This is a genomic window from Phytohabitans kaempferiae, assembly GCF_042433955.1.
GTDB lineage: Bacteria > Actinomycetota > Actinomycetes > Mycobacteriales > Micromonosporaceae > Phytohabitans > Phytohabitans kaempferiae.
In genome coordinates this window covers 13,072-35,533 of the sequence record NZ_JBHLUH010000063.1, presented here as the reverse complement: position 1 = coordinate 35,533, position 22,462 = coordinate 13,072, and the positions used below count along the sequence as shown (strand labels likewise).

At 71.2% G+C, this 22,462-nt stretch carries 21 protein-coding genes; 12 read left to right on the top strand and 9 right to left on the bottom strand.

Translation table 11 applies throughout. From position 1 onward, the window contains the following. Positions 1-5 precede the first annotated feature (5 nt). From ACFFIA_RS30460 to ACFFIA_RS30430, 7 genes are read right to left on the bottom strand one after another with little or no spacing between them, the layout of a single operon-like run. Complete coding sequence (locus ACFFIA_RS30460) at positions 6-1,487, bottom strand: CoA-acylating methylmalonate-semialdehyde dehydrogenase (protein WP_377257400.1); 1,482 nt, start codon at positions 1,485-1,487, stop codon at positions 6-8. Between the two features lie 8 nt (positions 1,488-1,495). After that, positions 1,496-3,334 (bottom strand): 3D-(3,5/4)-trihydroxycyclohexane-1,2-dione acylhydrolase (decyclizing), encoded by a 1,839-nt coding sequence (iolD, locus tag ACFFIA_RS30455; protein WP_377257398.1) that lies wholly within the window; start codon positions 3,332-3,334, stop codon positions 1,496-1,498. Then, entirely contained in the window at positions 3,331-4,161 is an 831-nt protein-coding gene (gene iolB, locus ACFFIA_RS30450; protein WP_377257397.1) for a 5-deoxy-glucuronate isomerase, read from the bottom strand. The genes iolD and iolB overlap by 4 nt, the downstream gene beginning before the upstream one ends. After that, positions 4,158-5,033: a Cgl0159 family (beta/alpha)8-fold protein gene (locus ACFFIA_RS30445; protein WP_377257395.1), complete on the bottom strand. Its 876-nt coding sequence runs from the start codon at positions 5,031-5,033 to the stop codon at positions 4,158-4,160. Before ACFFIA_RS30445 ends, iolB begins: the two co-directional genes overlap by 4 nt. After that, positions 5,026-5,979, bottom strand: coding sequence for a 5-dehydro-2-deoxygluconokinase (gene iolC / locus ACFFIA_RS30440; RefSeq protein WP_377257393.1), 954 nt, complete (start codon positions 5,977-5,979; stop codon positions 5,026-5,028). The genes ACFFIA_RS30445 and iolC overlap by 8 nt, the downstream gene beginning before the upstream one ends. Further along, positions 5,976-6,830 (bottom strand): TIM barrel protein, encoded by an 855-nt coding sequence (locus ACFFIA_RS30435; RefSeq protein ID WP_377257391.1) that lies wholly within the window; start codon positions 6,828-6,830, stop codon positions 5,976-5,978. Before ACFFIA_RS30435 ends, iolC begins: the two co-directional genes overlap by 4 nt. Continuing rightward, on the bottom strand, positions 6,827-7,810 hold the full coding sequence (locus ACFFIA_RS30430; protein WP_377257389.1) for a Gfo/Idh/MocA family protein: 984 nt from the start codon (positions 7,808-7,810) through the stop codon (positions 6,827-6,829). The genes ACFFIA_RS30435 and ACFFIA_RS30430 overlap by 4 nt, the downstream gene beginning before the upstream one ends. 92 nt (positions 7,811-7,902) lie before the next feature. Between ACFFIA_RS30430 and ACFFIA_RS30425 the strand changes: the two genes are divergently transcribed. The 5 genes from ACFFIA_RS30425 (at position 7,903) to ACFFIA_RS30405 (ending at position 14,197) form a co-directional block, all read left to right on the top strand. Beyond that, a complete protein-coding gene (locus ACFFIA_RS30425; protein ID WP_377257387.1) occupies positions 7,903-8,676 on the top strand; it encodes a GntR family transcriptional regulator in 774 nt (257 codons plus the stop codon). Between the two features lie 373 nt (positions 8,677-9,049). Continuing rightward, the gene (locus ACFFIA_RS30420) at positions 9,050-10,312 is read left to right on the top strand and encodes an ABC transporter substrate-binding protein (protein ID WP_377257385.1); all 1,263 of its coding nucleotides are present in this window, start codon (positions 9,050-9,052) and stop codon (positions 10,310-10,312) included. Positions 10,313-10,363: 51 nt separating this feature from the next. Beyond that, positions 10,364-11,383, top strand: coding sequence for a carbohydrate ABC transporter permease (locus ACFFIA_RS30415; protein ID WP_377257383.1), 1,020 nt, complete (start codon positions 10,364-10,366; stop codon positions 11,381-11,383). Further along, entirely contained in the window at positions 11,380-12,264 is an 885-nt protein-coding gene (locus tag ACFFIA_RS30410; protein ID WP_377257380.1) for a carbohydrate ABC transporter permease, read from the top strand. Before ACFFIA_RS30415 ends, ACFFIA_RS30410 begins: the two co-directional genes overlap by 4 nt. A gap of 100 nt (positions 12,265-12,364) precedes the next feature. Further along, on the top strand, positions 12,365-14,197 hold the full coding sequence (locus ACFFIA_RS30405; RefSeq protein WP_377257377.1) for a hypothetical protein: 1,833 nt from the start codon (positions 12,365-12,367) through the stop codon (positions 14,195-14,197). Positions 14,198-14,311: 114 nt separating this feature from the next. Here ACFFIA_RS30405 and ACFFIA_RS30400 read toward each other — a convergent pair whose 3' ends face one another. Then, positions 14,312-15,061 (bottom strand): NADPH-dependent F420 reductase, encoded by a 750-nt coding sequence (locus ACFFIA_RS30400; protein WP_377257374.1) that lies wholly within the window; start codon positions 15,059-15,061, stop codon positions 14,312-14,314. Between the two features lie 143 nt (positions 15,062-15,204). On the opposite strand from ACFFIA_RS30400, the gene ACFFIA_RS30395 reads away from it, so the two are divergent. Then, positions 15,205-17,598 carry a glycoside hydrolase family 65 protein gene (locus ACFFIA_RS30395; protein ID WP_377257371.1) on the top strand — a complete coding sequence of 798 codons (2,394 nt, stop codon included), beginning with the start codon at positions 15,205-15,207 and terminating at the stop codon, positions 17,596-17,598. A gap of 22 nt (positions 17,599-17,620) precedes the next feature. Here the strand turns inward: ACFFIA_RS30395 and ACFFIA_RS30390 are convergent, their stop codons facing one another. Next, positions 17,621-17,848, bottom strand: coding sequence for a hypothetical protein (locus ACFFIA_RS30390; protein WP_377257369.1), 228 nt, complete (start codon positions 17,846-17,848; stop codon positions 17,621-17,623). A gap of 89 nt (positions 17,849-17,937) precedes the next feature. On the opposite strand from ACFFIA_RS30390, the gene ACFFIA_RS30385 reads away from it, so the two are divergent. The 6 genes from ACFFIA_RS30385 (at position 17,938) to ACFFIA_RS30360 (ending at position 22,357) form a co-directional block, all read left to right on the top strand. Continuing rightward, on the top strand, positions 17,938-18,654 hold the full coding sequence (locus ACFFIA_RS30385; RefSeq protein WP_377257366.1) for a TetR/AcrR family transcriptional regulator: 717 nt from the start codon (positions 17,938-17,940) through the stop codon (positions 18,652-18,654). A gap of 173 nt (positions 18,655-18,827) precedes the next feature. After that, on the top strand, positions 18,828-19,520 hold the full coding sequence (locus ACFFIA_RS30380; RefSeq protein ID WP_377257363.1) for an AzlC family ABC transporter permease: 693 nt from the start codon (positions 18,828-18,830) through the stop codon (positions 19,518-19,520). Between the two features lie 5 nt (positions 19,521-19,525). Next, complete coding sequence (locus tag ACFFIA_RS30375) at positions 19,526-19,825, top strand: AzlD domain-containing protein (protein WP_377257454.1); 300 nt, start codon at positions 19,526-19,528, stop codon at positions 19,823-19,825. Further along, positions 19,825-20,478: a LysE family translocator gene (locus tag ACFFIA_RS30370; RefSeq protein WP_377257360.1), complete on the top strand. Its 654-nt coding sequence runs from the start codon at positions 19,825-19,827 to the stop codon at positions 20,476-20,478. The genes ACFFIA_RS30375 and ACFFIA_RS30370 overlap by 1 nt, the downstream gene beginning before the upstream one ends. Next, positions 20,475-21,713: an MFS transporter gene (locus tag ACFFIA_RS30365; protein WP_377257357.1), complete on the top strand. Its 1,239-nt coding sequence runs from the start codon at positions 20,475-20,477 to the stop codon at positions 21,711-21,713. Before ACFFIA_RS30370 ends, ACFFIA_RS30365 begins: the two co-directional genes overlap by 4 nt. A 74-nt stretch (positions 21,714-21,787) precedes the next feature. Further along, positions 21,788-22,357 (top strand): CGNR zinc finger domain-containing protein, encoded by a 570-nt coding sequence (locus ACFFIA_RS30360; RefSeq protein WP_377257354.1) that lies wholly within the window; start codon positions 21,788-21,790, stop codon positions 22,355-22,357. Positions 22,358-22,462 lie beyond the last annotated feature (105 nt).

Sequence of the window (22,462 nt, the reverse complement as noted above, 5' to 3'; positions counted from 1 at the left end):
GGATCTCAGTGCGCCGTGGGGAAGCGCAGGTCGGGCGCCGCCTGCGGGGAGTTGCCCGGCCAGCGGACGGTGACCGCCTTCGCCCGCGTGTAGAAGGCCACGCCCTCCGGCCCGTGGACGTGTGTGTCGCCGAAGAGGGACGCCTTCCAACCGCCGAAGGAGTGGTAGGCCATCGGGACCGGCACCGGGACGTTGACGCCGACCATGCCGACGCGTACGGCCCGCTGGAAGCGACGGGCGGTCACGCCGGAGTCGGTGAAGACGGCCACGCCGTTGCCGTAGGGGTTGGCGTTGACGAGGTCGATCGCCTCGTCCAGTGTGGAGACCCGGAGCACGACGAGGACCGGTCCGAAGATCTCCTCATCGTAGAGCGGCATCCCCGGGACGACGTTGTCGAAGAGGGACGGTCCGATGTAGAAGCCGGGTCGCTCCACGAGATCCCGGCCGTCCACCAGCAGCGTGGCGCCGCCGGCCTCACCGCCGTCCACATAGGAGAGGATACGGTCGCGGGCCTGACGGGTCACGACCGGGCCCATCTGGCTCGTCCCGTCCCGGCCCGCGCCGACGGTGATGTCCCGGGCGTGCGCGGCGAGCCGTTCCACGAGCGGATCGGCGGCGGCGCCGACCGCGACGACCGCGGAGATCGCCATGCAGCGCTGCCCGGCCGAACCGTACGCCGCCGCGGTGATCTGCCGGGCCGCGTCGTCGAGGTCGGCGTCCGGGAGTACGACCGCGTGGTTCTTCGCGCCGCCGAGCGCCTGGACCCGCTTGCCGGCCGCGCTGGCCCGCTGGTGGACGTAGCGGGCCACCGGCGTGGAGCCGACGAACGAGACCGCCGCGACGTCCGGATGGTCGAGCAGCGCGTCCACCGCCACCTTGTCGCCGTGGACCACGTTGAACACGCCGTCGGGAAGCCCCGCGTCGGCGTAGAGCGACGCGATCAGCCCGGACGCGGAGGGGTCCCGCTCGCTCGGCTTGAGTACGAACGTGTTGCCGCAGGCGATCGCGAGCGGATGCATCCACAGTGGAACCATCACCGGGAAGTTGAACGGCGTGATGCCGGCGCAGACCCCCAGCGGCTGGCGGAACGTGTACGCGTCGACGTTCGTGGACGCCTGGTCGGTGTACGCGCCCTTGAGCAGGCTGGGCACGCCGCAGGCGAAGTCGATGACCTCGCGGCCCCGGGCGACCTCGGCGCGCGCGTCGTCGAGCGTCTTGCCGTGCTCGTCGGTGATGAGCCCGGCCAGCTCGTCGGTGTGCCGCTCGACCAGGTCGCGCATGGCGAACATGACGGCGCTGCGCCGCGCCAACGAGACGTCGCCCCACTCCTCGAACGCCTTGCCAGCCGCGGTCACCGCGTCGTCGACGTCGGCCGCGGTGGCGACGCTGACCGCGCCGGTCGCCTCGCCGGTGGCGGGATCGTAGATGGGGAGGGTGGTGGCGGACGCGCGGCGCGCGCCGCCGATGACGTGTTCGAGGGTACGCATTCGATCTCTCACAGGTAGGGGCGTTGCGACTGCTTCGCCTTCTCGTACGCGGCGCGGGCCGCGTCGGTGCCGGGAGTGGCGGAGACCTCGGCGACCGGGACGTCCCACCAGGTCTCCGAGTCGGGCGCGGGGACGAGCGGGTCGGTCTCGATCTTGATCACGGTGGTCCGGTCGGACGCCTTCGCGTCGGCGAGCGCGGCGCGCAGGCCGTCGATGTCGTGCACGGTGACCGTGTCGGCGCCCAGGCTCGCGGCGTTCGCGGCCAGGTCGGTGGGGAGGTTGGCGCCGTCGCGGTCGCGGTACCAGGTGCCGAACCGGTTGACCCCGACCGTCTCGGACAGCGCGCCGATCGAGGCGAAGCCGTGGTTCACCACCAGCACCACGATGAGCTTGACGCCCTCCGCGACGGCGGTGACCAGCTCGGTGGACATCATCAGGTACGAGCCGTCGCCGACCAGGACGAAGACGTCGCGGTCCGGCTCGGCGAGCTTCACGCCGAGGCCGCCGGCGATCTCGTAGCCCATGCACGAGTACCCGTACTCGACGTGGTACTGCTTCGGGTCCCGGGGGCGCCACAGCTTGTGCAGGTCGCCGGGCATCGAGCCGGCGGCGCAGACCACGACGCCCCGCTCGCCGGCGGCGTCGTTGACCGCGCCGATCACCGCGCTCTGCGCCGGCAGCGGCTTGTGGTCCAGGCCGTAGGCCCGGTCGACGGTGGCGTTCCAGGCGCTGGTCAGCTCGGCGGCCTCGGCGCGGTACGCGTCGTCGACCCGCCAGCCGGCCAGCGCGGCGTCGAGCGCCTCCAGCCCGGTGCGGGCGTCGGCGACGATCGCGTCCCCGGCGTGCTTGGCCGCGTCGAACGAGGCGATGTTGAGGTTGACGAAGCGCACGCCCGGCGCGGCGAAGAGCGTACGGGACGCGGTGGTGAAGTCGGAGTACCGCGTGCCGATGCCGATCACCAGGTCGGCGCTGGCGGCGAGCCGGTTGGCCGCGGTGGTGCCGGTGGCCCCGATCGCCCCGACGGCGCACGGATGCTCGTGGTGCAGCGAGCCCTTGCCGGCCTGGGTCTCGCCGACCGGGATGCCGGTGCGTCCGGCGAACGCCGCGAGCGCCTCGGTCGCCTCGGCGTAGACGACCCCGCCGCCGGCGACGATGAGCGGGCGCCGGGCCGACCGGATCGCCTCGACCGCCCGGGCGAGCGCGGCCGGCTCCGGCACCGGCCGGGGGATGTGCCAGATGCGGGGGGCGAGGAACTCCTCCGGCCAGTCGTACGCCTCGGCCTGCACGTCCTGGGGGAGGGCCAGCGTCACCGAGCCGGTCTCGACCGGGTCGGTGAGGACCCGCGTCGCGCGCAGCGCCGCCTCGACGAGCTGCTCGGGCCGGCTGATCCGGTCGAAGTAGCGGCTCACCGGGCGGAGCGCGTCGTTGACCGACACGTCGCCGGCGTAGGGCGCCTCCAACTGCTGGAGCACGGGGTCGGCGACCCGGGTCGCGAAGACGTCGCCGGGCAGCAGAAGTACGGGCAGCCGGTTGATGGTCGCCCCGGCGGCGCCGGTGACCATGTTCGTCGCGCCGGGCCCGATCGAGGTCGTACAGGCGAACGTGGCGAGACGGTTGGTCATCCGGGCGTACGCGGCGGCGGTGTGCACCATCGCCTGCTCGTTGCGGGACAGGTGGTACGGCATCGCCTCGGTCTGCTCGCGCAGCGCCTGCCCGATCCCGGCGAGGTTGCCGTGGCCGAAGATGCCGAAGCAGCCGGGGACGAGGCGCCGGACCTGGCCGTCACGTTCGGTCTGCTGCGCGGCGAGAAACCGGATCAGGGCCTGGGCCACCGTCAGTCGGGTCATGCGGGCCTCCGGTAGAACGGGACGCGGGGATCGACGGGCTGGTCCGCCCACGTGTCGCGGATCCAGGCGTGCTCCGGGTCGTCGCGGACCCGCCAGGCCCGCTCACCGGGCCCGGCCATCACGTTCAGGTAGTAGAGGTCGTAGCCGGGAGCCGCCATCGACGGGCCGTGCCAGCCGTGCGGCACGAGTACGACGTCGCCGGTGCGCACCTCGGCGAGCACGTCGATCGGGCGCTCCGGCGAGCTGCCGTAGACCCGCTGGTATCCGGCGCCGCCCCGGCGTACCTCGAAGTAGTAGATCTCCTCCAGCTCCGTCTCATCTGGACGGTGCTCGTCGTGCTTGTGCGGCGGGTAGCTGGACCAGTTTCCGCCGGGCGTGAGCACCTCCACCACGATGAGCCGCTGGCACGGGAACGTCTCCGCGTCGGCGAGGTTGTTCACCTGGCGGGTCGCAGACCCGGCGCCGCGTACCTCGACCGGCACGTCGGCGCTCGCGCGGTACCGGGGCGCCAGTCCGGGCTCGGCCTCGGTGTACGCCACCGCGAACCGGCCGCCGCCGGCGCTGCCGAGGCTCACCTGGCTGGCCGGCGGCAGGTAGCACAGGTCGGTGGGGGCGGTGAAGACATCGGTGCGGCCGCTCAGCGTGAACTCCACGCCGTCGCAGGTCACCTCGGCGGCCCCGGCCAGCGGCACGACCATCGCCTCGGTCCCGTCCGTACGCCAACTGATGGACTCGCCCGGTCGGAGCGTGACGACGCGCAACCCCGCGTGCCGCCACCGGTCACCGTCCGGCGCGACCTCGGCGCACTGCCGCCGTATCCACTTCACAGCAGACTCACCGCTGTGTCGACCGCGGCGGCCACGTCGTCGCCGGGCGGGTAGAGCAGGGTCCGTCCGACCACGAGGCCGAGTACGGTCGGCAGTTGCAACGCCTTCTGCCACGCCGCGTACGTCTCCTCGGGCGCCTGGGTCGGGTCGCCACCGAGCAGCAGCGCGGGCAGCGTGCTCGCCTCCATCACCCGTTCCATCTCGGCGACGACCGGGACCTTGAGCCAGGTGTGCGCCGAGGTGGTGCCGAGCCCCTGGGCGATCGAGATCGTCCGGATCATCGCGTCCGGGCTGAGGTCGTTGACGGGCTTGCCGGACGAGTCCCGCCGTACCCAGAACGGCTCGACCATCGCCATGAGCCCGCGCGCGGCGAGGCCGCTCACCGCGCGGCTGCTCGCCTCCAGCGTGTCCGCGCTGGCGCGGTCGCTCGGATCGATGCGTAGCAGCAGCTTGCCGCCGTCGAGGTTGGCCGCCGCGAGCGCGTCCGCGCTGTAGGCCGTGAACCGGTCGTCGAACTCGAACGCGGTGCCGGGGATGCCGCCCCGGTTCATCGAGCCGATGACCACCTTGTCGTCGAGCGCGCCGAGCAGCATCAGGTCCTCGGCGAGTTCGGCGGTGACGAGCACACCGTCCACGCCCGGTCGGGAGAGCGCGACGAGCAGCCGGTCCAGCAGGTCGGTGCGGCTGGCCATCGCCATCCGCCGGTCGCCGACGCCGAGCGCGCCGCGGGCGGGGTGGTCGGCGGCGATCAGCATCAGCCGTCCGGTCGGCCCGACCAGCGGGCGGCGGCGGCGCGCGGCGGCCGCGGCGGCGATACTCTCCGGACGCTCCGCGCGCGCCCTCACCAGGTCGCGCAGCGCATCGTCACGCATCGGTCGTCATCGCCGTCACCAGCTCCTCCACCTCATCTGTCGTTGGCATGTCGGGGGCGCAGGCGAGCCGGCCGGCGACGATCGCGCCGGCCGCGTTGGCGAACGACATCACCCGGGACAGCGGCCATCCGGCGAGCAGCCCGTGGCAGAGCGCACCGCCGAAGGCGTCGCCCGCGCCGAGTCCGTTGACCACCTCGACCCGGATCGGCGACACCTGGACCCGGTCGGTCGCGGTCATCGCGAGGACGCCGTCGCCGCCGAGCTTGACGATCGCCAGCTCCACGCCCTGGGCGAGGAGCGCCGCGCCGGCCTTCTCCGGGTCGCGCTCGCCGGTGGCGACCGCGCACTCCTCGGCGTTGCCGACCGCCACGCTGACCATCGGCAGCGCGGCGCGGTACGCCTCGCCGGCGTCCTCCGGCGTACGCCAGAACCGCGCCCGGTAGTCGAGGTCGAGAATCGTCAGCGGGGCCCGCGCACGCGCCCGGAGCGCGGCCAGATGCGCCGCGCGGCTCGGCTCGGCGGAGAGCCCGGTGCCGGTGAGCCACAGCACGCCGGCGGTACGCAGCGCGTCGAGGTCGAGCTCGTCCGCCGTGATGCGCAGGTCCGGCGCGACCGGATACCGGTAGAAGTAGATGGGGAAGTGGTCCGGCGGGAAGATCTCGCAGAACGTGACCGGCGTCGGCAGGTCCGGCACGGGGGTGACCCACCGACCGTCCACTCCGTACCGTCGCAGCTCGGCCCGCAGGTACTCGCCGAACGGGTCGGCGCCGACGTGGCTGACCAGGGCGACCCGCCGGCCGTGGCGGGCGGCGGCGACCGTCACGTTCGCCGCGGTGCCGCCCAGCGACTTGGCGAACGACCGCACGTCGGCCAGCGCGACGCCGACCTGCTCGGGATAGAGGTCGACCCCGAGCCGGCCGAGCGCCACCACGTCGAACCCGGTCATGCCGAGACCTGCCGCAGGTAGGCCAGGCTCGCGCGCACGTCGCCGATCGGGCCCGCGCCGTCCGCCGGCGCGGCGTCCAGCATGGTGTCCTGCTCCAGCACGTACCAGCCGGTGTATCCCGCGGCGGTCAGCGCGGCGACGATGCCGGCGACGTCCACGTCGCCGTCGCCGAGCGGGCGGTACATCCCGGCGCGCACCGCGTCGGTGTAGCTGATCTCGCCGGTGCGCACGCGGGCCGCCGCGGCCGCGTCGACGTCCTTGAGGTGGACGTGCGCGACCCGTTCCGGCGCCTGCCGGGCGAGCGCGGCGGGGTCGGTGCCGCCGGCGAGCAGGTGCCCGGTGTCCAGGCAGAGCGGGATGTCCGAGCCGTCGAGGACCCGGTGCACCTCGGCCTCCCGCTCGACCATCGTGCCGACGTGGGGGTGCAGCGTGGCGAGCACGCCGTGCTCCGCTGCCGCCGCGCGCAGCCGGTCCAGATTGGACAGCAGCGTGCGCCAGCCCGCCTCGTCCAGGTCGGGCCGGTCGTCGTACCCGTCGGCGCCGGTGGCGGCCGCCAGCACCAGCGCGCCGGACCAGCCGGGCAGCGCGGGCAGCAGGCCGGGCAGCGGGTCCACCGCCGGGTCGTGCAGCACGACCGGTACGAAGCCGCCGGCGACATCGAGGCCGTGGCGCGCCAGCAGGTCGGCCCGCGCGGCGGCGTCGGCCGGCAGGTAGCCGTCGGGCCCCAGCTCGGTCGCGGCCAGCCCGAGGGAGGACATCTCGGCCAGGACCCGCTCCGCGGGGATGCAGTATCCCCAGCCCGGCACCTCGCAGACGCCCCACGAGATCGGCGCACCCGCCACTCGCATCATCGCGGCACCTCCTCGACGAGAACTGGACGACCCTTGCGACGCGAGAGTTCGGCCGCCTCGGCCACGAGCAGTGCGGCGAGCGCCTCCTCGCCGGTGCAGGAGTTGGTGCCGGTGCCGGTGACCAGGTCGCAGAAGGCCGCCAGCTCGGCGGCGTACGCGTCGTGGAACCGCTCGCCGAAGCCCGTGTACGGCTCGCCGGTCGCGGCCGGCGGCAGCGGTGCGCGTGCGTCGAGCCCGGCCGTCAGCGCGCCGGCCGAACCGTGCGCCTCCAGCCGGACGTCGTATCCGGCGCCGTTGTAGCGGGTCGCCGTGCAGATCGCGAGCGTGCCGTCGTCGAGGGTCAGTGTGGCCGCCGCGGTGTCGACGTCGCTCGCCTCGGCGAAGTAGGGCGCGCCCCGGTTGGTGCCGGTGGCGCTGACCTCGACCACTTCGCGCCCGGTGACCCACCGGACGATGTCGAAGTCGTGCACCGCGCAGTCCCGGAAGATGCCGCCGGAGGTGGCGACGTACGTGGCCGGTGGTGGGGCCGGGTCATGTGTGCATGATCTCAACAGGTGCAGGTCGCCGAGGCGGCCTTCGACGACCGCCGCGCGGATCGCCGCGATGCCCGGGTCGTGCCGCCGCTGGAAGCCGACCTGGAGCGCGACCCCCGCCTGCTGGACGGCGGCGAGCACCGCGCGCGTCCCGGCGACGTCCGGCGCGATCGGCTTCTCGCAGAAGACCGGCTTGCCGGCCGCCGCGATCTGCTGGATCAGGGAGGCGTGAGTCGAGGTGGACGTGGTGACCACCGCCGCGTCGATGCCGGCGGCGAGCATTTCGTCCAATGTGTCCACGGCGACCGCACCGACCCGGTCGGCCACCGCCCGGGCCTGACCGCGATCGATATCGCAGACGACCAAACCGTTGACCGCGGGCAGCGAGGCGAGCGTCGTCGCGTGCAGCGCGCCGATCCGGCCCGCACCGATGAGTCCGAAGCGCATGGCCAGGAGTGTGTCCGGGCTGCTCAGACGGTGTCAAGTGTTTGTTATGACATACTGACGTGCGAATGAAACGGCTACATGGCTTATCATGGATGCCGCATGACGCCCCCGAGGAGGCCGACGTGGAGGGCATCGCCAGCCTCATCACGATCGACCGGTTCAGTCCGGTGCCGCTCTACTTCCAGGTCGCGACGAGCCTGGAGGGCCTGATCGTGTCCGGCCAGCTCCAGCCAGGCACGCGGCTCGACACGGAGGTGACGCTGGCCGACCAGCTCGGGCTCTCCCGGCCGACGATGCGTCAGGCGATCCAGCACCTGGTCGACAAGGGCCTGCTGATCCGCAAGCGCGGTGTCGGCACCGAGATCGTGCACAGTGCGGTCCGGCGCAAGGTCGAGCTGACCAGCCTCCATGACGACCTGCGCCGCGCGCACCGCCGGCCCCGCACCGACGTGCTCGCGTTCGACGTCGAGCCGGCGCCCGGCGAGATCGCGGCCCTGCTCCACCTCGAGGAGGGCGAGCAGGTCATCTCGGTCGAGCGGCTGCGATACGCCGAGGACGAGCCGCTGGCCCTGATGCACAACTACATCCCGGCGAGGGTGGCGCCGATCCGGGAGGAGCAGTTGCGCGAGCGCGGGCTCTACGACGTGCTCCGGGAGTTCGGCGTGCAGTTGCGGGTCGCCGACCAGACCATCGGCGCGCGCAAGGCCACGGCGATCGAGGCGCGGCTGCTGAGCGAGACGCGGGGCGCGCCGTTGCTGACGATGCAGCGCACCGCCTACGACCACGCCGGTCGCGCGATCGAGCACGGGTCGCATGTGTACCGTGCCGCCCGCTACTCCTTCGAGGTCAGCCTCATGTCCCGCTGACCGCGCTCGTCTGGCACACAGGCCGTCCGGTGACGCACCTGGCGGCCTTTGTCGTGCGCTGAGCCGCGCCGCCATCGGTACTTTGTCGGACCTGTCCAGCTTCTCGTTGAGGCGCGGTTGATCGCCCGATATGGACAGAGGATCTTGTCCCTAAATGTCGCAGCGTGCCGCTCCTCCGCGAGCCTGCGCCCCTGGTGAAAGCGCTTACCGTTACAACCGAATGTCTTGACAATTAAACGTGTGTGGCCCGATGCTGTGCCGAGCTAACGATCTCAACCAGATGAGGCTGCGGAGGTTGATGAGAGCCGTGGTTGATTTTCATAGGCAGGACAAGGACAACCGACCCAGGCGCACCGGCTTCGGCTTGCGCCACATGGCCGTAGCGGCCATCTCCGTCGCCCTGGTGGCGACCACCGCCGCGTGTGGATCCGACGACGACTCCTCCGGCTCGGAAGGTGGCGGCCAGGTCACGCTCGCCTTCACCTGGTGGGGCGACCCCAACCGGGCCAAGGTGACGCAGGACGCGGTCGCGGCGTTCGAGCGGAAGAACCCCAACATCAAGGTCACCACGACGTACACCGGCTACGCCGACTACTTCACCAAGCTCGCGACCCAGACCGCGGGCGGTGACGCGCCGGACGTGTTCCAGATGGACTACCGCTACCTGTCGGAGTACGGCAGCCGCGGCGTCCTCGCCGATCTGGACCAGACCGGGCAGGGCACGCTCGACCTCGCCAACGTCCCGGAGGTCCTGGCCGACACCGGCAAGTGGGACGGCAAGCGCTACGCGATCCCGTTCGGACAGACCACCGGCGTGGTCGTCTACGACAAGGCGTTCTTCACCTCGGCCGGCATCAACCCGCCCGAGGCGAGCTGGACCTGGGACGCCTTCGGGGCGCTCGCCGGCCAGTTGAGCGCCAAGGGCGGCGGGAAGGTCGCCGGCAGCGTCGACGCCAGCTACCTCGAGGACGGCTTCGAGATCTGGCTGCGGCAGCAGGGCAAGGCTCTCTACAACGCCGAGGGCAAGCTGGCCTTCACCGAGGCCGACCTGGTGCAGTGGTGGGACCTGTGGGCCAAGCTGCGTGCCTCGAAGGCGGTCACCGAGCCGACCGTGACCGTGCCCGGCGCGACCGGCGACGTGACGAAGAACGGCCTGATCCGCAAGGTCGCGGCGATGGACTTCGGCACGAGCAGCAACGCGTCCGCGTACGGCACCGACATCGGTCTCATCAACTACCCCGGTGAGGCGGCCAAGGCGGGCCAGTACATCAAGCCCTCGATGCTGCTGAGCGCGTACGCCCGCGGCAAGCATCCGAAGGAAGCCGCCGCGCTGATCAACTTCCTGATCAACGACCCGGACGCGGGCAAGATCCTCGGCGTCAGCCGCGGTGTCCCGCCGAACAGCACGATCGCGCAGTCCATCAGCTCGTCGCTCAAGCCGATCGACCAGCAGATCCTGGCGTACATCACGGAGATGACCCCCAAGGTCGGACCGCCTCCGGTACCGCCGCCGGCCGGTGACGGGCAGATCCAGCAGTTGCTCGTCCGGATCACGCAGGACGTCTGGTTCGGCAGGCAGCAGCCGGCAGCGGCGGCCAAGGCGTTCTTCAGCCAGGCCGAGACCGAACTTCAGTAAGGAACACGGTTCTCCGGGACTGCGGTCCCAGCACCGCGTCGAGGAGAAGTGGTGACGAAGAGCGCGAGCGGCACACCGGTGGGGATCCAGGCGGATCTGTCCGATGAGGACACCGAGGTGCGTACGCCGAACCGCCCCGGGCCGGCCGCGAAACGGTCGGCCCGGCGGCGGAGCCCGATGGGAGCCGGCGCCGACCTCGCCGGCCACGTCTTCCTCAGCCCGTGGCTGATCGGGTTCGGCCTGATCACGCTGGTGCCGATGGCTGTGTCGCTCTATCTCTCGTTCACCGACTACAACCTCTTCACCTCGCCGGAGTGGGTCGGCCTGGCCAACTACAAGCGGATGATCGACGACCCGCGCTGGATGCACTCGGTCGTCGTCACCGCGATGTACGTGGCGATCAGCGTGCCGCTGAAACTGGCCGTGGCGCTGGGCGTCGCGGTGATCCTCAACCGCATCCGGCGCGGCTCGGGGCTGCTCCGCGCGCTCTTCTACCTGCCGTCGCTGCTGGGCGCCACCGTGGCGGTCGCGGTCACCTGGCAGGCCCTCTTCAGCGGTCGCGGTGGTGTCAACGGCTTCCTGGAGAACATCGGGATCACCGGCCGGGACTGGGTCAACGACCCCTCGTTCGTGCTGTACGCCATCATCCTGCTCGCGGTGTGGCAGTTCGGCGCCCCCATGGTGATCTTCCTGGCGGGCCTGAAGCAGATCCCGGGGGAGATCCTGGAGGCGGCCGACATCGACGGCGCGGGACCGGTCCGCCGGTTCTTCCAGGTGGTGCTGCCGCTGCTGACCCCGGTCCTGTTCTTCAACCTCCTGCTGGAGATCGTCAACGCCTTCCAGGCGTTCACGCCGGCGCTCGTCATCGGCGACGGCCAGGGCGGCCCCAGCGACTCCACCCTCTTCTACACCGTCTACCTGTACCAACGCGGCTTCGGGAACTTCCAGATGGGCTACGCCTCGGCCATGGCCTGGGCCATGTTGCTGGCACTCGGCGTCATCACCGTCCTGCTGTTCCGCAGCTCGCGCTCCTGGGTCTTCTACCAGGACTCCGGAAGGGATCCGTCGTGACGACCGCAAACCCCACGGTCAACGTCGCCCGTCGCTCGCTGACGGCCGGTCGGGCAGTGTTTCGCGCACTGGCCATCGTGTTTCTCGTCATCGGCCTGGTGGTGCTGATCTACCCGGTCGTGTGGGCGGTCGCCACGTCGTTCAAGTCTCCCGGCGAGATCAGCTCCAACCTGGGGCTGCTGCCGGAGATCTTCACGCCGAGCAACTACGCCGAGGGCTGGTCGGCCATCCCCGGCGTGCCGTTCGGACGCTTCTTCCTCAACTCGCTGCTGGTGGCCGGGCTGACCGCGATCGGCACCGTACTGTCCAGCGCGGTGGCTGCGTTCGCGTTCACCCGGATCCAGTTCCGGATGCGGGCGTTCTGGTTCGCGTTGATGATCGGCACGCTGCTGCTGCCGTACCACGTCCTGATCGTGCCGCACTACGTGATCTTCAACGAGCTCGACTGGGTCGGCACGTACCTGCCCCTGGTCGTCCCCAAGTTCCTCGCCACCGAGGCGTTCTTCGTCTTCCTCATGGTGCAGTTCATGCGCGGGCTGCCGCGCGAGCTGGACGAGGCCGCCGCGATCGATGGCTGCGGGCGGTTCCGGCTGTTCTTCTCGATCATCCTGCCGCTCTCCCGCCCGGCTCTCGTCACGGCCGCGATCTTCTCGTTCATCTGGGCCTGGAACGACTTCTTCGCCCAGTTGATCTTCATCAACGACCCGGCGATGTACACGGTGCCGGTCGCCTTGAACGCGTTCATCGACTCGGCGGGTCAGGCACAACTGGGCCCGATGTTCGCGATGGCCGTACTTTCCCTGGTCCCGATCCTCGTCTTCTTCGTGGTGTTCCAGCGCCTGCTGGTCGAAGGGATCGCGACCCAGGGCGTGAAGGGGTAACGGACTCCTCCCGCACTCCCCGCTCCCCATCGACGGGCCGTGGCCTGTCCACCAAACCCCCTAATTTCTGTAGGCTCTACTGACAAAGGAGTCAATCAGCATGGACCGACGCGGGTTCATCTCCACCGTCGGCGCGGCCTCGGCGGCTGCGGCGACCACCGCTGTGGTGGCGGATCCGGCCCTGGCCGGGCCGGCCACCGCGAAGGCCCCCAAGGTCGACGACCGCTTCCTCGACACGCTCACGACGATCAACAACCTCCAGGTCCCGGGCGTCCTCTCGGGCTACGAGAACCAGATCGCGTCCGGCACCAGCCCGCGCAACCTCGCCCGGAACGCCCTGCGGCTCGTGGCCGCGTACGCCAACCAGCGCGGCGCGTACTACCACCAGGAGTCCCTGCTGCCGCCGGTCGCCGCCCTCGCCGACGCCCTCCGCGCCCGGCAGAATCCGAGCGGCCTCTACGACGTCGGCAACCTCGACAGCCCGCCGGACACCTCGTTCGCGATGGCGGACATCGGCCTGACCTACAAGCTGCTGGAGAAGGATGGCTCGCCGACCACGGTGGCCATCCGCGACAAGTACCTGGCCATCATGCAGAAGGCGACCGACGCGCTGGTCAAGGGCGGCGTGCACACGCCCAACCACCGCTGGGAGATCTGCAAGGCGCTGTCGTACATCTACGACATCACGAAGAAGAAGAACGTGCTCGCCCGCATCGACGACTGGCTCGGTGAGGGCATCGACCAGGACAACGAGGGCGAGTACAGCGAGCGCAGCCCCAACTACGCGTCCGAGGTCACCAACCGTTCGCTGGTGATCGTCGCGCGGCTGGCCGACCGGCCGAAGCTGCGGGAGAACGTCCGGCAGAACCTGGAGATGACGCTGTTCCGGCTCCAGCCCAACGGCGAGGTCGAGACGGTGCACTCGCGCCGCCAGGACCAGACCGGTGTCCAGGAGGTGTGGAAGTACTGGACCCACTTCCGCGAGATGGCCATCGTCTACAACGACCGGCGGTTCGCCGCCGTCGCCGAGCAGATCGGCGACCAGGTCGCGGCCAACCCCCAGTCGTTCGCCTCCAGCGGCTACTCCGTCGGTGAGTTCCTCGCCGAGGCGCTCGCCTATCCGGACCTGGCCGGTGAGCTTCCGCGCCCGGCGCAGCTGTCGACCAACTACGAGAAGCGCACGCACAACTCGCACCTGGTGTGCATCCGCCGTGGCGACACCACCGCCCGCATCTTCGGCGGTACCGACTACCACAACGAGCGCCGGGACTCCGCCGGGCAGGAGACCACGATCCGGGAGATCGCGTCCGGTCTCTCCACCAACCCGACGTTCTTCAAGTTCCGCAAGGGCGCCGCGATCCTCGACTCGGTGCGGATGTCGCCGAGCTTCTTCAGCACCGGCCACTTCCGCAGCAACGGCCTGAAGCCCTTCCAGGGCGGCTGGCGGCTCACCGACACCGTCAAGGTGCCGTACCACCTGCCGCTGCCACAGAAGCACCGCCGTGGAAACGGCGACTACGCGCTGACCTCCGAGGGCCGGTTCTACTCCAAGATGGACTTCGCGAACCGGCCCAAGCAGTTCAAGGTGCTGGAAACGAAGATCACGATCCGGGAGGTCCGGCCGGGCGTCTTCGAGATCGAGTTCGAGGTCAACGGGCCGAAGACCTCGCTCGGCATCGAGCTCGCCTTCCGCAGCGGCGGCACGCTCGATGGCGTGGTCGGCAGCGGCGGCGCCTACCAGCTCGTGGAGGGCGAGGGGACCTACACCGTCGGCGACGACGTCATCACCTTCGGGCCGGGCAACGGTCCGACGTCGACCAGCCTCGGCGCCGGCGAGAAGTACACGCACCTCAGCGGCAGCCTGACCCCCTCGGGCCAGCGCGTCTACATCGGCGGGAGCGTGCCGTTCCGCTACCTGCTGCGCATCGGCTGACCGCAGGCTGGGTCCGTGTCCGCGCGCGCCGACGCGACCGGACACGGACCCGTACCGCGACCGGTCGGCCGCCGTGCCACCGCCGCCCGGGCCACGCTTCGTGGTCCGGGCGGTTCAGCGTCCGCTGCCCGGTCTGCCGTCCCTGGTCAGGACCGCGCTCTGGTCGTAGGGGCCGCCGGGCGTGTGCGCCTGCGCGGCGGCGGCCGTCCAGTCCTGCGCGGTCGGCGGCCGGTACACGGCCGGGTCGAGGCGTCTGTGCAGTTCCTCGTCGGTGAGGTCGGCCGTGAACAAAGGTGTGCCGGGCTGGTGCTTACGGCCGCCGTGCGCCAGGTCGCCGGCGTCGACCGGTTCGAAGCCCAACTGCTCGACCAGGTCGGCGACGTCACGTTTGGCCGTCGGGTCGTCGCCGGAGATGGGGATGCCGTACCGCATGGCCGGGCCGCCCGTGTGGCCGTAGTCGCGCAGGTGGTCCCAGCGCATCGCGTTGAACGCCTTGACCACTTTGGCCTGGGGCAGGTGCCGCTGCAGGAGTTCACTGGAGGTGGTGCTGTTGTCATCGAGTTCGGCGATGTGGCCGTCGCGCGTGGGTTGGTAGTTGCTGGCGTCGATGACGGTCTTGCCGGCGGTGCCCGCGACGGGAAGTTCGCGGTAGTGGCCGAACGGGACCGACACGATCACGATGTCCCCGAAGGCGGCCGCCTGTTCGGGGGTGCAGGCGCGGGCATGCGGGCCGAGCTGGCTCTCCAGCCGCCGCAGCGTGTCCGGCCCCCGGGCGTTGGCGATGGCCACGTCATGGCCGGCGTTCGTGAGCTTCTTGGCCAGGGTACCGCCGACGCGGCCGGCACCGACGATTCCAAGTTTCATCCCTATCGCGTACCCGCGCCGGAGGCGGCCTAACGGGCTTGGCCGGTCCGTCCGGCCGTTATCGATCTTGCATACGGCGCAGCTCCGAATACCGCTGCCGCTGGCGGGCAACCAGGGCACATGACGACGAAGGCGTGCGGAGCGTGAACTCCTGGACGCTGTCCTACGACGGCTTCGACCCGGGCGAGGAGGGGCGCCGGGAGGCGCTGTGCACGCTCGGCAACGGCTACCTCGCCACTCGTGGCGCGGCCCCGGAGTCGACGGCCGACGGCGTGCACTACCCGGGGACGTACGCGGCGGGCGTCTACAACCGGCTCACCGACACGGTCGGCGGCCGGACCGTCGAGAACGAGAGCCTGGTCAACCTGCCCAGCTGGCTGCCGCTCACCTTCGCCGCGGAGGGCGGCGCGTGGTGCGAGGACGCCGAAGGGCTCGACCAGCGGCTGGAGCTGGACATGCGGCGGGGAGTGCTGGTCCGGCGGTGGCGCGTACGGGACGCCGCGGGCCGCACGACCGCGGTGACCCAGCGCCGCTTCGTCCACATGCGACACGAGCACCTCTGCGGCCTCCAGACCACGTTCACGCCGGAGAACTGGTCGGGCCGCCTGCTGGTGCGGTCGTCGCTGGACACGATGGCGCGCAACCACGGCGTGGCCCGCTACGGGAAGCTGGCCGACACGCATCTGCGGCCGCTGTCCGCGGAGCTTGTCGGCGAGCGGTGCGTGCTGGTCGTCGTCGCGACGAACCAGTCGCAGATCCGGGTCGCCGAGGCGCAGCGCACGAGGCTGTTCCGCGCCGGCGCGGAACTCGACGTGCCACGCGAGACGGTGCGCGAGCCCAGCCGGCTCGGGCACGAGTTCGCCGTCGACGTGACCGCCGGCGAGGAGGTGACGGTCGAGAAGCTGGTGGCCGTCTACACGTCCCGCGACCGGGCCATCTCCGACCCGGACACGGCGGCGCTGAACCGGCTGGCCTGGTGCGGCGACTTCGACGAGCTGCTGGCCGAGCACGAACTGGCCTGGCGCCAGCTGTGGCGCCGGTTCCGCGTGTCGATGCGGGACGCGGAGCCGCGCGCGCTGCGAACGATCCGCCTGCACCTCTTCCACCTGTTGCAGACGATGTCGGGGCACACCGTCGACCTCGACGCCGGTGTGCCGTCCCGCGGGCTGCACGGCGAGGCGTACCGGGGCCACGTGCTGTGGGACGAGCTGTTCGTGTTCCCCATCTTCAACCTGCGCGTGCCCCTGCTGACCCGGGCCCTGCTGCGGTACCGGCACCGGCGCCTGCCCTGGGCCCGGCGCGCGGCATGGGAGGCCGGCCACAGCGGCGCGATGTACCCGTGGCAGTCGGGCAGCGACGGGCGGGAGGACAGCCAGCGGCTGCACCTCAACCCCGCGTCCGGCCGGTGGATCGTCGATCCCACGTACCTCCAGCGGCACGTCGGGCTCGCCGTGGCGTACAACGTCTGGCAGTACTACCAGGTCACCGGCGACCGGGAGTTCCTCGGCGAGTACGGAGCCGAGATGATCATCGAGGTCGCCCGGTTCTTCGCCGGCCTGGCCGTGTACGAGCACGAGCGCGACCGCTACGTCATCCGTGGGGTGATGGGGCCGGACGAGTTCCACACCGGCTACCCGGACGCGCCGGAGCGCGGTGTCGACAACAACGCCTACACCAACCTGCTCACCGCCTGGGTACTCGCGCGCGCGCTCGACGTCCTGCGCCTGCTCAACGAGCAGAGCCGCGCCGAGCTGACCGAGACGTTGGGGCTGCGCCCGGAGGAGCCGGAGCGGTGGGACGAGATCTCCCGCCGGATGTTCGTGCCGATGCACGGCCCGGTCATCAGCCAGTTCGAGGGGTACGAGCGGCTGGCCGAGTTCGACTGGTCCGGCTACCGGAGCCGATACGGCGACATCCGTCGGCTGGACCGGATCCTGGAGTCCGAAGGGGACAGTCCCAACCGCTACCAGGTGTCCAAGCAGGCGGACGTGCTGATGCTGCTCTACCTCTTCTCGGCCGACGAACTCGCCGAGATGTTCGGACGGCTCGGCTACGAACTCGGGCCGGACACCATCGACCGGACCGTCGACTACTACATGCGGCGGACGGCGCACGGCTCGACGCTCAGCGCGGTCGTGCACGCCTGGGTACTCGCCCGAAACCACCGCGAGCAGGCGGTCGAGTACTTCCTCGAAGCGTTGCGCAGCGACATCGCCGACGTGCAGCGCGGCACCACCGCCGAAGGGGTGCACCTGGCGGCCATGGCCGGCTCGGTCGACGTGCTGCAACGCTGTTTCGCCGGCCTGGAGACCCGCGACGACGCGCTGTGGCTCAATCCGTACTGGCCACGCGAGCTGGGCACGATCGAGTTCGACATCCGCTATCGCGAGCACTCGCTGACCCTGCGGATCAGCGGGGCCGGCGTCCAGGTCTCCGCCTGCGTGGGGCACCAGCCGCCGATCCGCCTCTCCTGCCGGGGCCGGGAGGTGCTGCTGCGCCCGGGCGAGACGGTCGAGTTTCCGGAGCCGGCGCCCTGACCGCGTGCGGGGGCACCGGCTCCTACCGGGCCGTGTCCAGGTTGACCTCCACGTCGTAGAGCAGCCGGACCGGATCGCCGTTGCTGACGCCGACGAAGACCGGCTCACCGGCCGGGGTGCGCCCCAGCCGCCAGACCTCCTCCCGCGCGGCGTCGCGGGACTCGCGGTGGTGCTTGCCCGCGCGATGCAACTCCAGGACGTGGCGGGCGGTGCTCCGGTCGGTGTCCAGCTGGATCCGGATCGACGGCATGTGTGACGCCTCCTCCCTGACCACTGCTTAACGGCGGTAATCCACCTTACCGACGTTAAGTTGTCTGTGCACTGTACTAGAGTCTCGGTGTGCGGGAAACCGAGTTCGACCAGCCACAGCGCCAGACTCCGGGCGGCTCCCGCGGCGGTGAGCCGGGCTCGGTGTGGCTGCGTGAGGAGTCGGCGCGGTCGCGCCCGGCCCCGCTCAGCCGGGCGCGCATCGTCGACGCCGCCGTGACCCTGCTCGACCAGCACGGCATCGACGGCCTCACGATGCGCCGTCTCGCCCAGTCGCTCGACGTCACCTCCACCGCGCTGTACTGGCATGTCAAGACGAAGGAAGACGTCCTCGACCTGGCCGTCGACCACGTTTTCGGCGACGTACCGTTCCCGGAGCCCACCGACGACTGGCGCGCCGACGCCCGGGCGCTCGTCCGCGACTGGCGCGCGGTCATGCTGCGCCACCCCTGGTCGCCAGGCCTGATCGGCCGGCCGATGCTCGGCCCCAACGTCCTCGCGCGCACGGAGTACCTGCAGTCGGCCCTCGTCCGCGGCGGCTTCACCGACCTCCGGCTCGCGGTCGCCACGCGCCTGCTGGCCAACTACGTGATCGGTGCCGCGCTCACCGAGGCCACCTGGCGCCTGGTCGAGGGGTCGGCGGTGCGGGCGACGGCCCGGCAGCTCATCGCGGCGAGCCCGGACGCCTATCCGACGCTCAACGCCTCCGGCCATCTCGACGCCACTCGGTGGGGCGACGACGAGCTGTTCGAGCGCGGCCTCGACGCCATCCTGGCCATGGAGCCGTAGCCCGCCGCACCTCGACCACGAGCCGGTCGCGACCCGCCAGCGGTCGTGCCGGCCGTTCGGCGCTGCCCACTCGAAGTTGATCGTCACGCGAATAAGGCTATGATCACGTGACATGCGTGTCACGTGATGGCGCGCGTGTACGCGTGTCACGTTGTCGGTCGATGGGAAACGTCATGAGCTCGACTTCTGCGCAAAGCCGTGCCTCCGGCTGGCGAGGTGGTTTGTCGGTCGGCGCCGGACTGGGGGCGGCCGCGTTCGCGCTCGCGGTCAGCTTCGGCGCGGCGGCGGTGGCCGCGGGGTGGCCGGCGTGGTTGGTGGTCCTCATGTCGGCGGTGGTCTTCGCCGGGGCCGCGCAGTTCGCCCTGGTGGTGGCGTTCGCCGCCGGCGGCGGGATCGTGGCGGCCCTGGCGGCGGCAATGTTGATCAACCTGCGGTTCGTGCCGATGGCGCTGACGGTCGCGGGGTCGTTGCGGGGCGGACGACTGCGCCGGTCGCTGGAGGCGCAGGCGGTCGTCGACGGGTCATGGGTGGCCGCCCGGCGCGGTGACGGCACGGTCGACCGGGAGAAGATGATCGCGGCGTCGCTGGCGCAGTGGCCGGCGTGGGTCGCCGGTACCGCGATCGGCGCGTACCTGACTCCTGACACCGAGGTGGCCCGCACGCTCGGGCTGGACGTGATCTTCCCCGCGTTCTTCCTGGTCTTCGTCCTCGACTCGCTCCGGAACGAGCCGGGGCATCGGACCACGATCACGGTGGCGGCCCTGCTCGCGGCGGCGATGTGCTGGATCGTCCCGCCGGGAGTGGCGCTGTTGTGCGCGGGCGTGGCGGCGGTGCTGGCGGTGCGTGGCAGCAGGGCCGCGTCGTGAGCGCGATGCTCGCGACCGTCGTCCTGTTCGCGGTCATCAACTACATGCTCAAGGCCGCCGGGCCGGTACTGGTCATCCCCGATTCGATCCCCTCCCCGGCACGCGCGGTCGTCGACGCGCTGCCGCCGGCGCTGCTGGCGGGGATGCTGGTCTCCAGCGTGGTCGGCTACCGGGGGAGCGCCGTCGACCCGTCCGTGCTCGCCGGGCTCGCCGTCGTGGCGGCGGTATGGGCGCTCAGGGGCGGGCAGTTCGTCACCGTGCTCGCCGGGCTCGCGGCCACGGTGCTGTGGCGGCTGGTGTTCTGATGGTGGACATCTCGGCCGGCACCTACCTGGCGTTCCTCGCGGCGACCGCGCTCATCGCGATCGTTCCCGGCCCCGACCACGTCTACCTGGGCGCGGTCGCGCTCCGCGACGGGCGCCGCGCCGGCGTGGTCGCCGCCTCCGGGATGGCGCTGTCCATGACCGTGCACACGCTCGTCGCGGTCACCGGTATCGGCGCGCTGCTCGCGGCGATGCCGGCCGCCCTCGGCCTGGTCCGCCTGGCCGGCGTCGCGTACCTGATCGCCCTCGGCGTCAGCGCGCTGCGCAGCCGGGGGGACGCGGCCTCCGGCGAGTCGATCCACAAGGGACGAGTGTTCTGGCGTGCCGTCGTGGTCAACCTGACCAATCCGAAGATCGTGCTGTTCTTCCTGGCCTTCCTGCCCCAGTTCGTCGACCCGCACGCCGGCTCCACCGCTCCGCAACTGCTGGTGCTCGGCCTGTCCTTCGTCGTGGTCGGCTTCCTCGTCGACGTGGTCTACGCGATGGCCGGCGGCGCGCTCGGCCGCTTCCTCGCCGCGCGCGGGATCCGGCCCCGAACCCTCGAGATCGTCAGCGGGGTCGTCTACCTCCTGCTGGGCACGGTGATCCTGCTGTCCCTGGCGGCGGACGCGAGCGCCTGGGTCGGTGCGTCATGACCGCGGCGCGCGCGTGGTCCGCCCGGCCGTTCCGGTGGGTATGGGCGGCATCCGGCCTGTCGCTGCTCGGCTCCGAGATCGGGGACCTGGCGATCCCGCTGCTCGCACTGCTCACATTGGACGCCAGTCCCGGCGAGATCGCGTCGCTGCGCCTGGCGCAGTTCGCTCCCTTCCTGCTGCTGACCCTCGCCTTCGGGGTACTCGTCGACCGCATGGGCCGGCGCCGCCTCATGATCACCGCCGACCTGGGCCGGGGACTCGTGCTGCTGACCGTGGCGGCGGCCGTGCTGTGGTGGACGCTGCCCGTCGGCTGGCTGGTGGTCGCCGCCTTCGCACTGGGCACGCTGACGGTGCTCTACCAGCTCGCGGACTTCTCGTTCCTCCCGCAGGTCGTTCCCCGCGAGGCCCTGGCCGACGCGAACGCGAAGCTGTCGGCCACACAGTCGGCGATGTCGCTGGCCGGCAACGGCGCCGGGGGAGTGGCGGTCCAGGTGCTGACCGCACCCTTCGCGATCCTGGCCACCGCGGGAAGCTACCTGCTGTCGGCGCTGCTGCTCCGGCGGGTACGGGTCGACGATCCGGCCCCCGTGGCCGAGGCGGGACAGCCGCGGGGCGCGTGGCGGCAGACGCGAGAGGGGATCGAGTTCCTGGTCCGCGACCGGGTCCTGCGCGCGCTGGCGGGCGAGGCCGGCACCTGGAATCTCTTCAACGAGATCCTGCTGCTCGGCCTCACGCTGCACGTGGTGCGGACCTTCGAGTACGGGGCGGCGGCCCTCGGCGGCCTGCTGATGGTCGCCGGCCTCGGCGGGTTTCTGGGCGCCTGGCTCAGCGGTCACGCCACCAGGCGCTTCGGGTACGGCCGCTCCCTGGTCGCCACGCTGGCCGTGGGCAACACGATCCCGCTCGCGCTCGGCCTCGCCCAGGACGGCTCGGTGGCGGCACTGCTGCTGTACGCGGTGGTGCTGACGACCTCGGGATTCGCGGTCGGGCTCGCGAACGCCCAGGCCGTGACGGTCCGCCAGCTCATCACACCGGCGCCCCTGCGGGGCCGCGTCAACGGTGCCTATCGCTTCGTCAGCTGGGGAATGGTCGCGGTTGGCGCATCCCTCGCGGGCGTCGTCACCACCGTGTGGGGTCCCTTCGCCGCCATCCTCGTCGGCGCGGCCGGCACGACCGTGGCGACGCTGTGGATCGTCTTCTCGCCGATCCCTTCGCTGCGCGATCTCACCGAATGACCGGACGTAACCGTCACGCGATGTATAGTAATTATGCGTGACATCCGGTCATGTGGTCAGAGCGGGGTGTTGAGATGGGCCGGCGGACCCGAGTCGAAGTGCGTCCACTGCCGATCTCGCTGCTGGTCTACCTCGTCAACGAGTGGGCCGACGCACCTCGCGAGGAGGCGGGCGAGTCGCGGAGCCCGTACCCGGATGTCGAGACCCTTCGGGCGGAGAGCCCGGAGTTCTGGAGCCGGTTCGGGCCGATCGACACGCCGCTGCTCAGGAGGGTCGCCAACCTCCTGCATCCGGTGTTCGAGGCGGCCTCGGGAGACGAGTGCTCCGCCCGCCTCAACGCGCTCGTGGCCGAGGCGGGGATGGCGCCGTCGCTGGCGTCGGAGGGATGGTCGGTGCACGAGGTCTGGCACACCGACCGCCCGGATCGGGCGCTGCTCGCCGCGGCCACGCTCACGTTGATCGACCAGTTGCGCCACGAGCCGGACGCCAGCCGGTTGAGCACGTGCGAAGGCGACGCCTGTGTCGACGTCTATGTCGACCAGTCCCCGGCCGGCCGCCGCCAGTACTGCTCGCTGACCTGCCAGAGCCGCCACCGCACCCGCGCCTACCGGGCGAGCCGCCGGGCGGAGACCCCACGCGGTTGACCGGCACGGCAAGGGTGCACCACCGCGTCCAGTGTCAAGAACTGGCCGAAGCGGTTAACCACAAAGCATGAAGATTCTTTGTCGCCGTATCCGGCGGCGGACGGT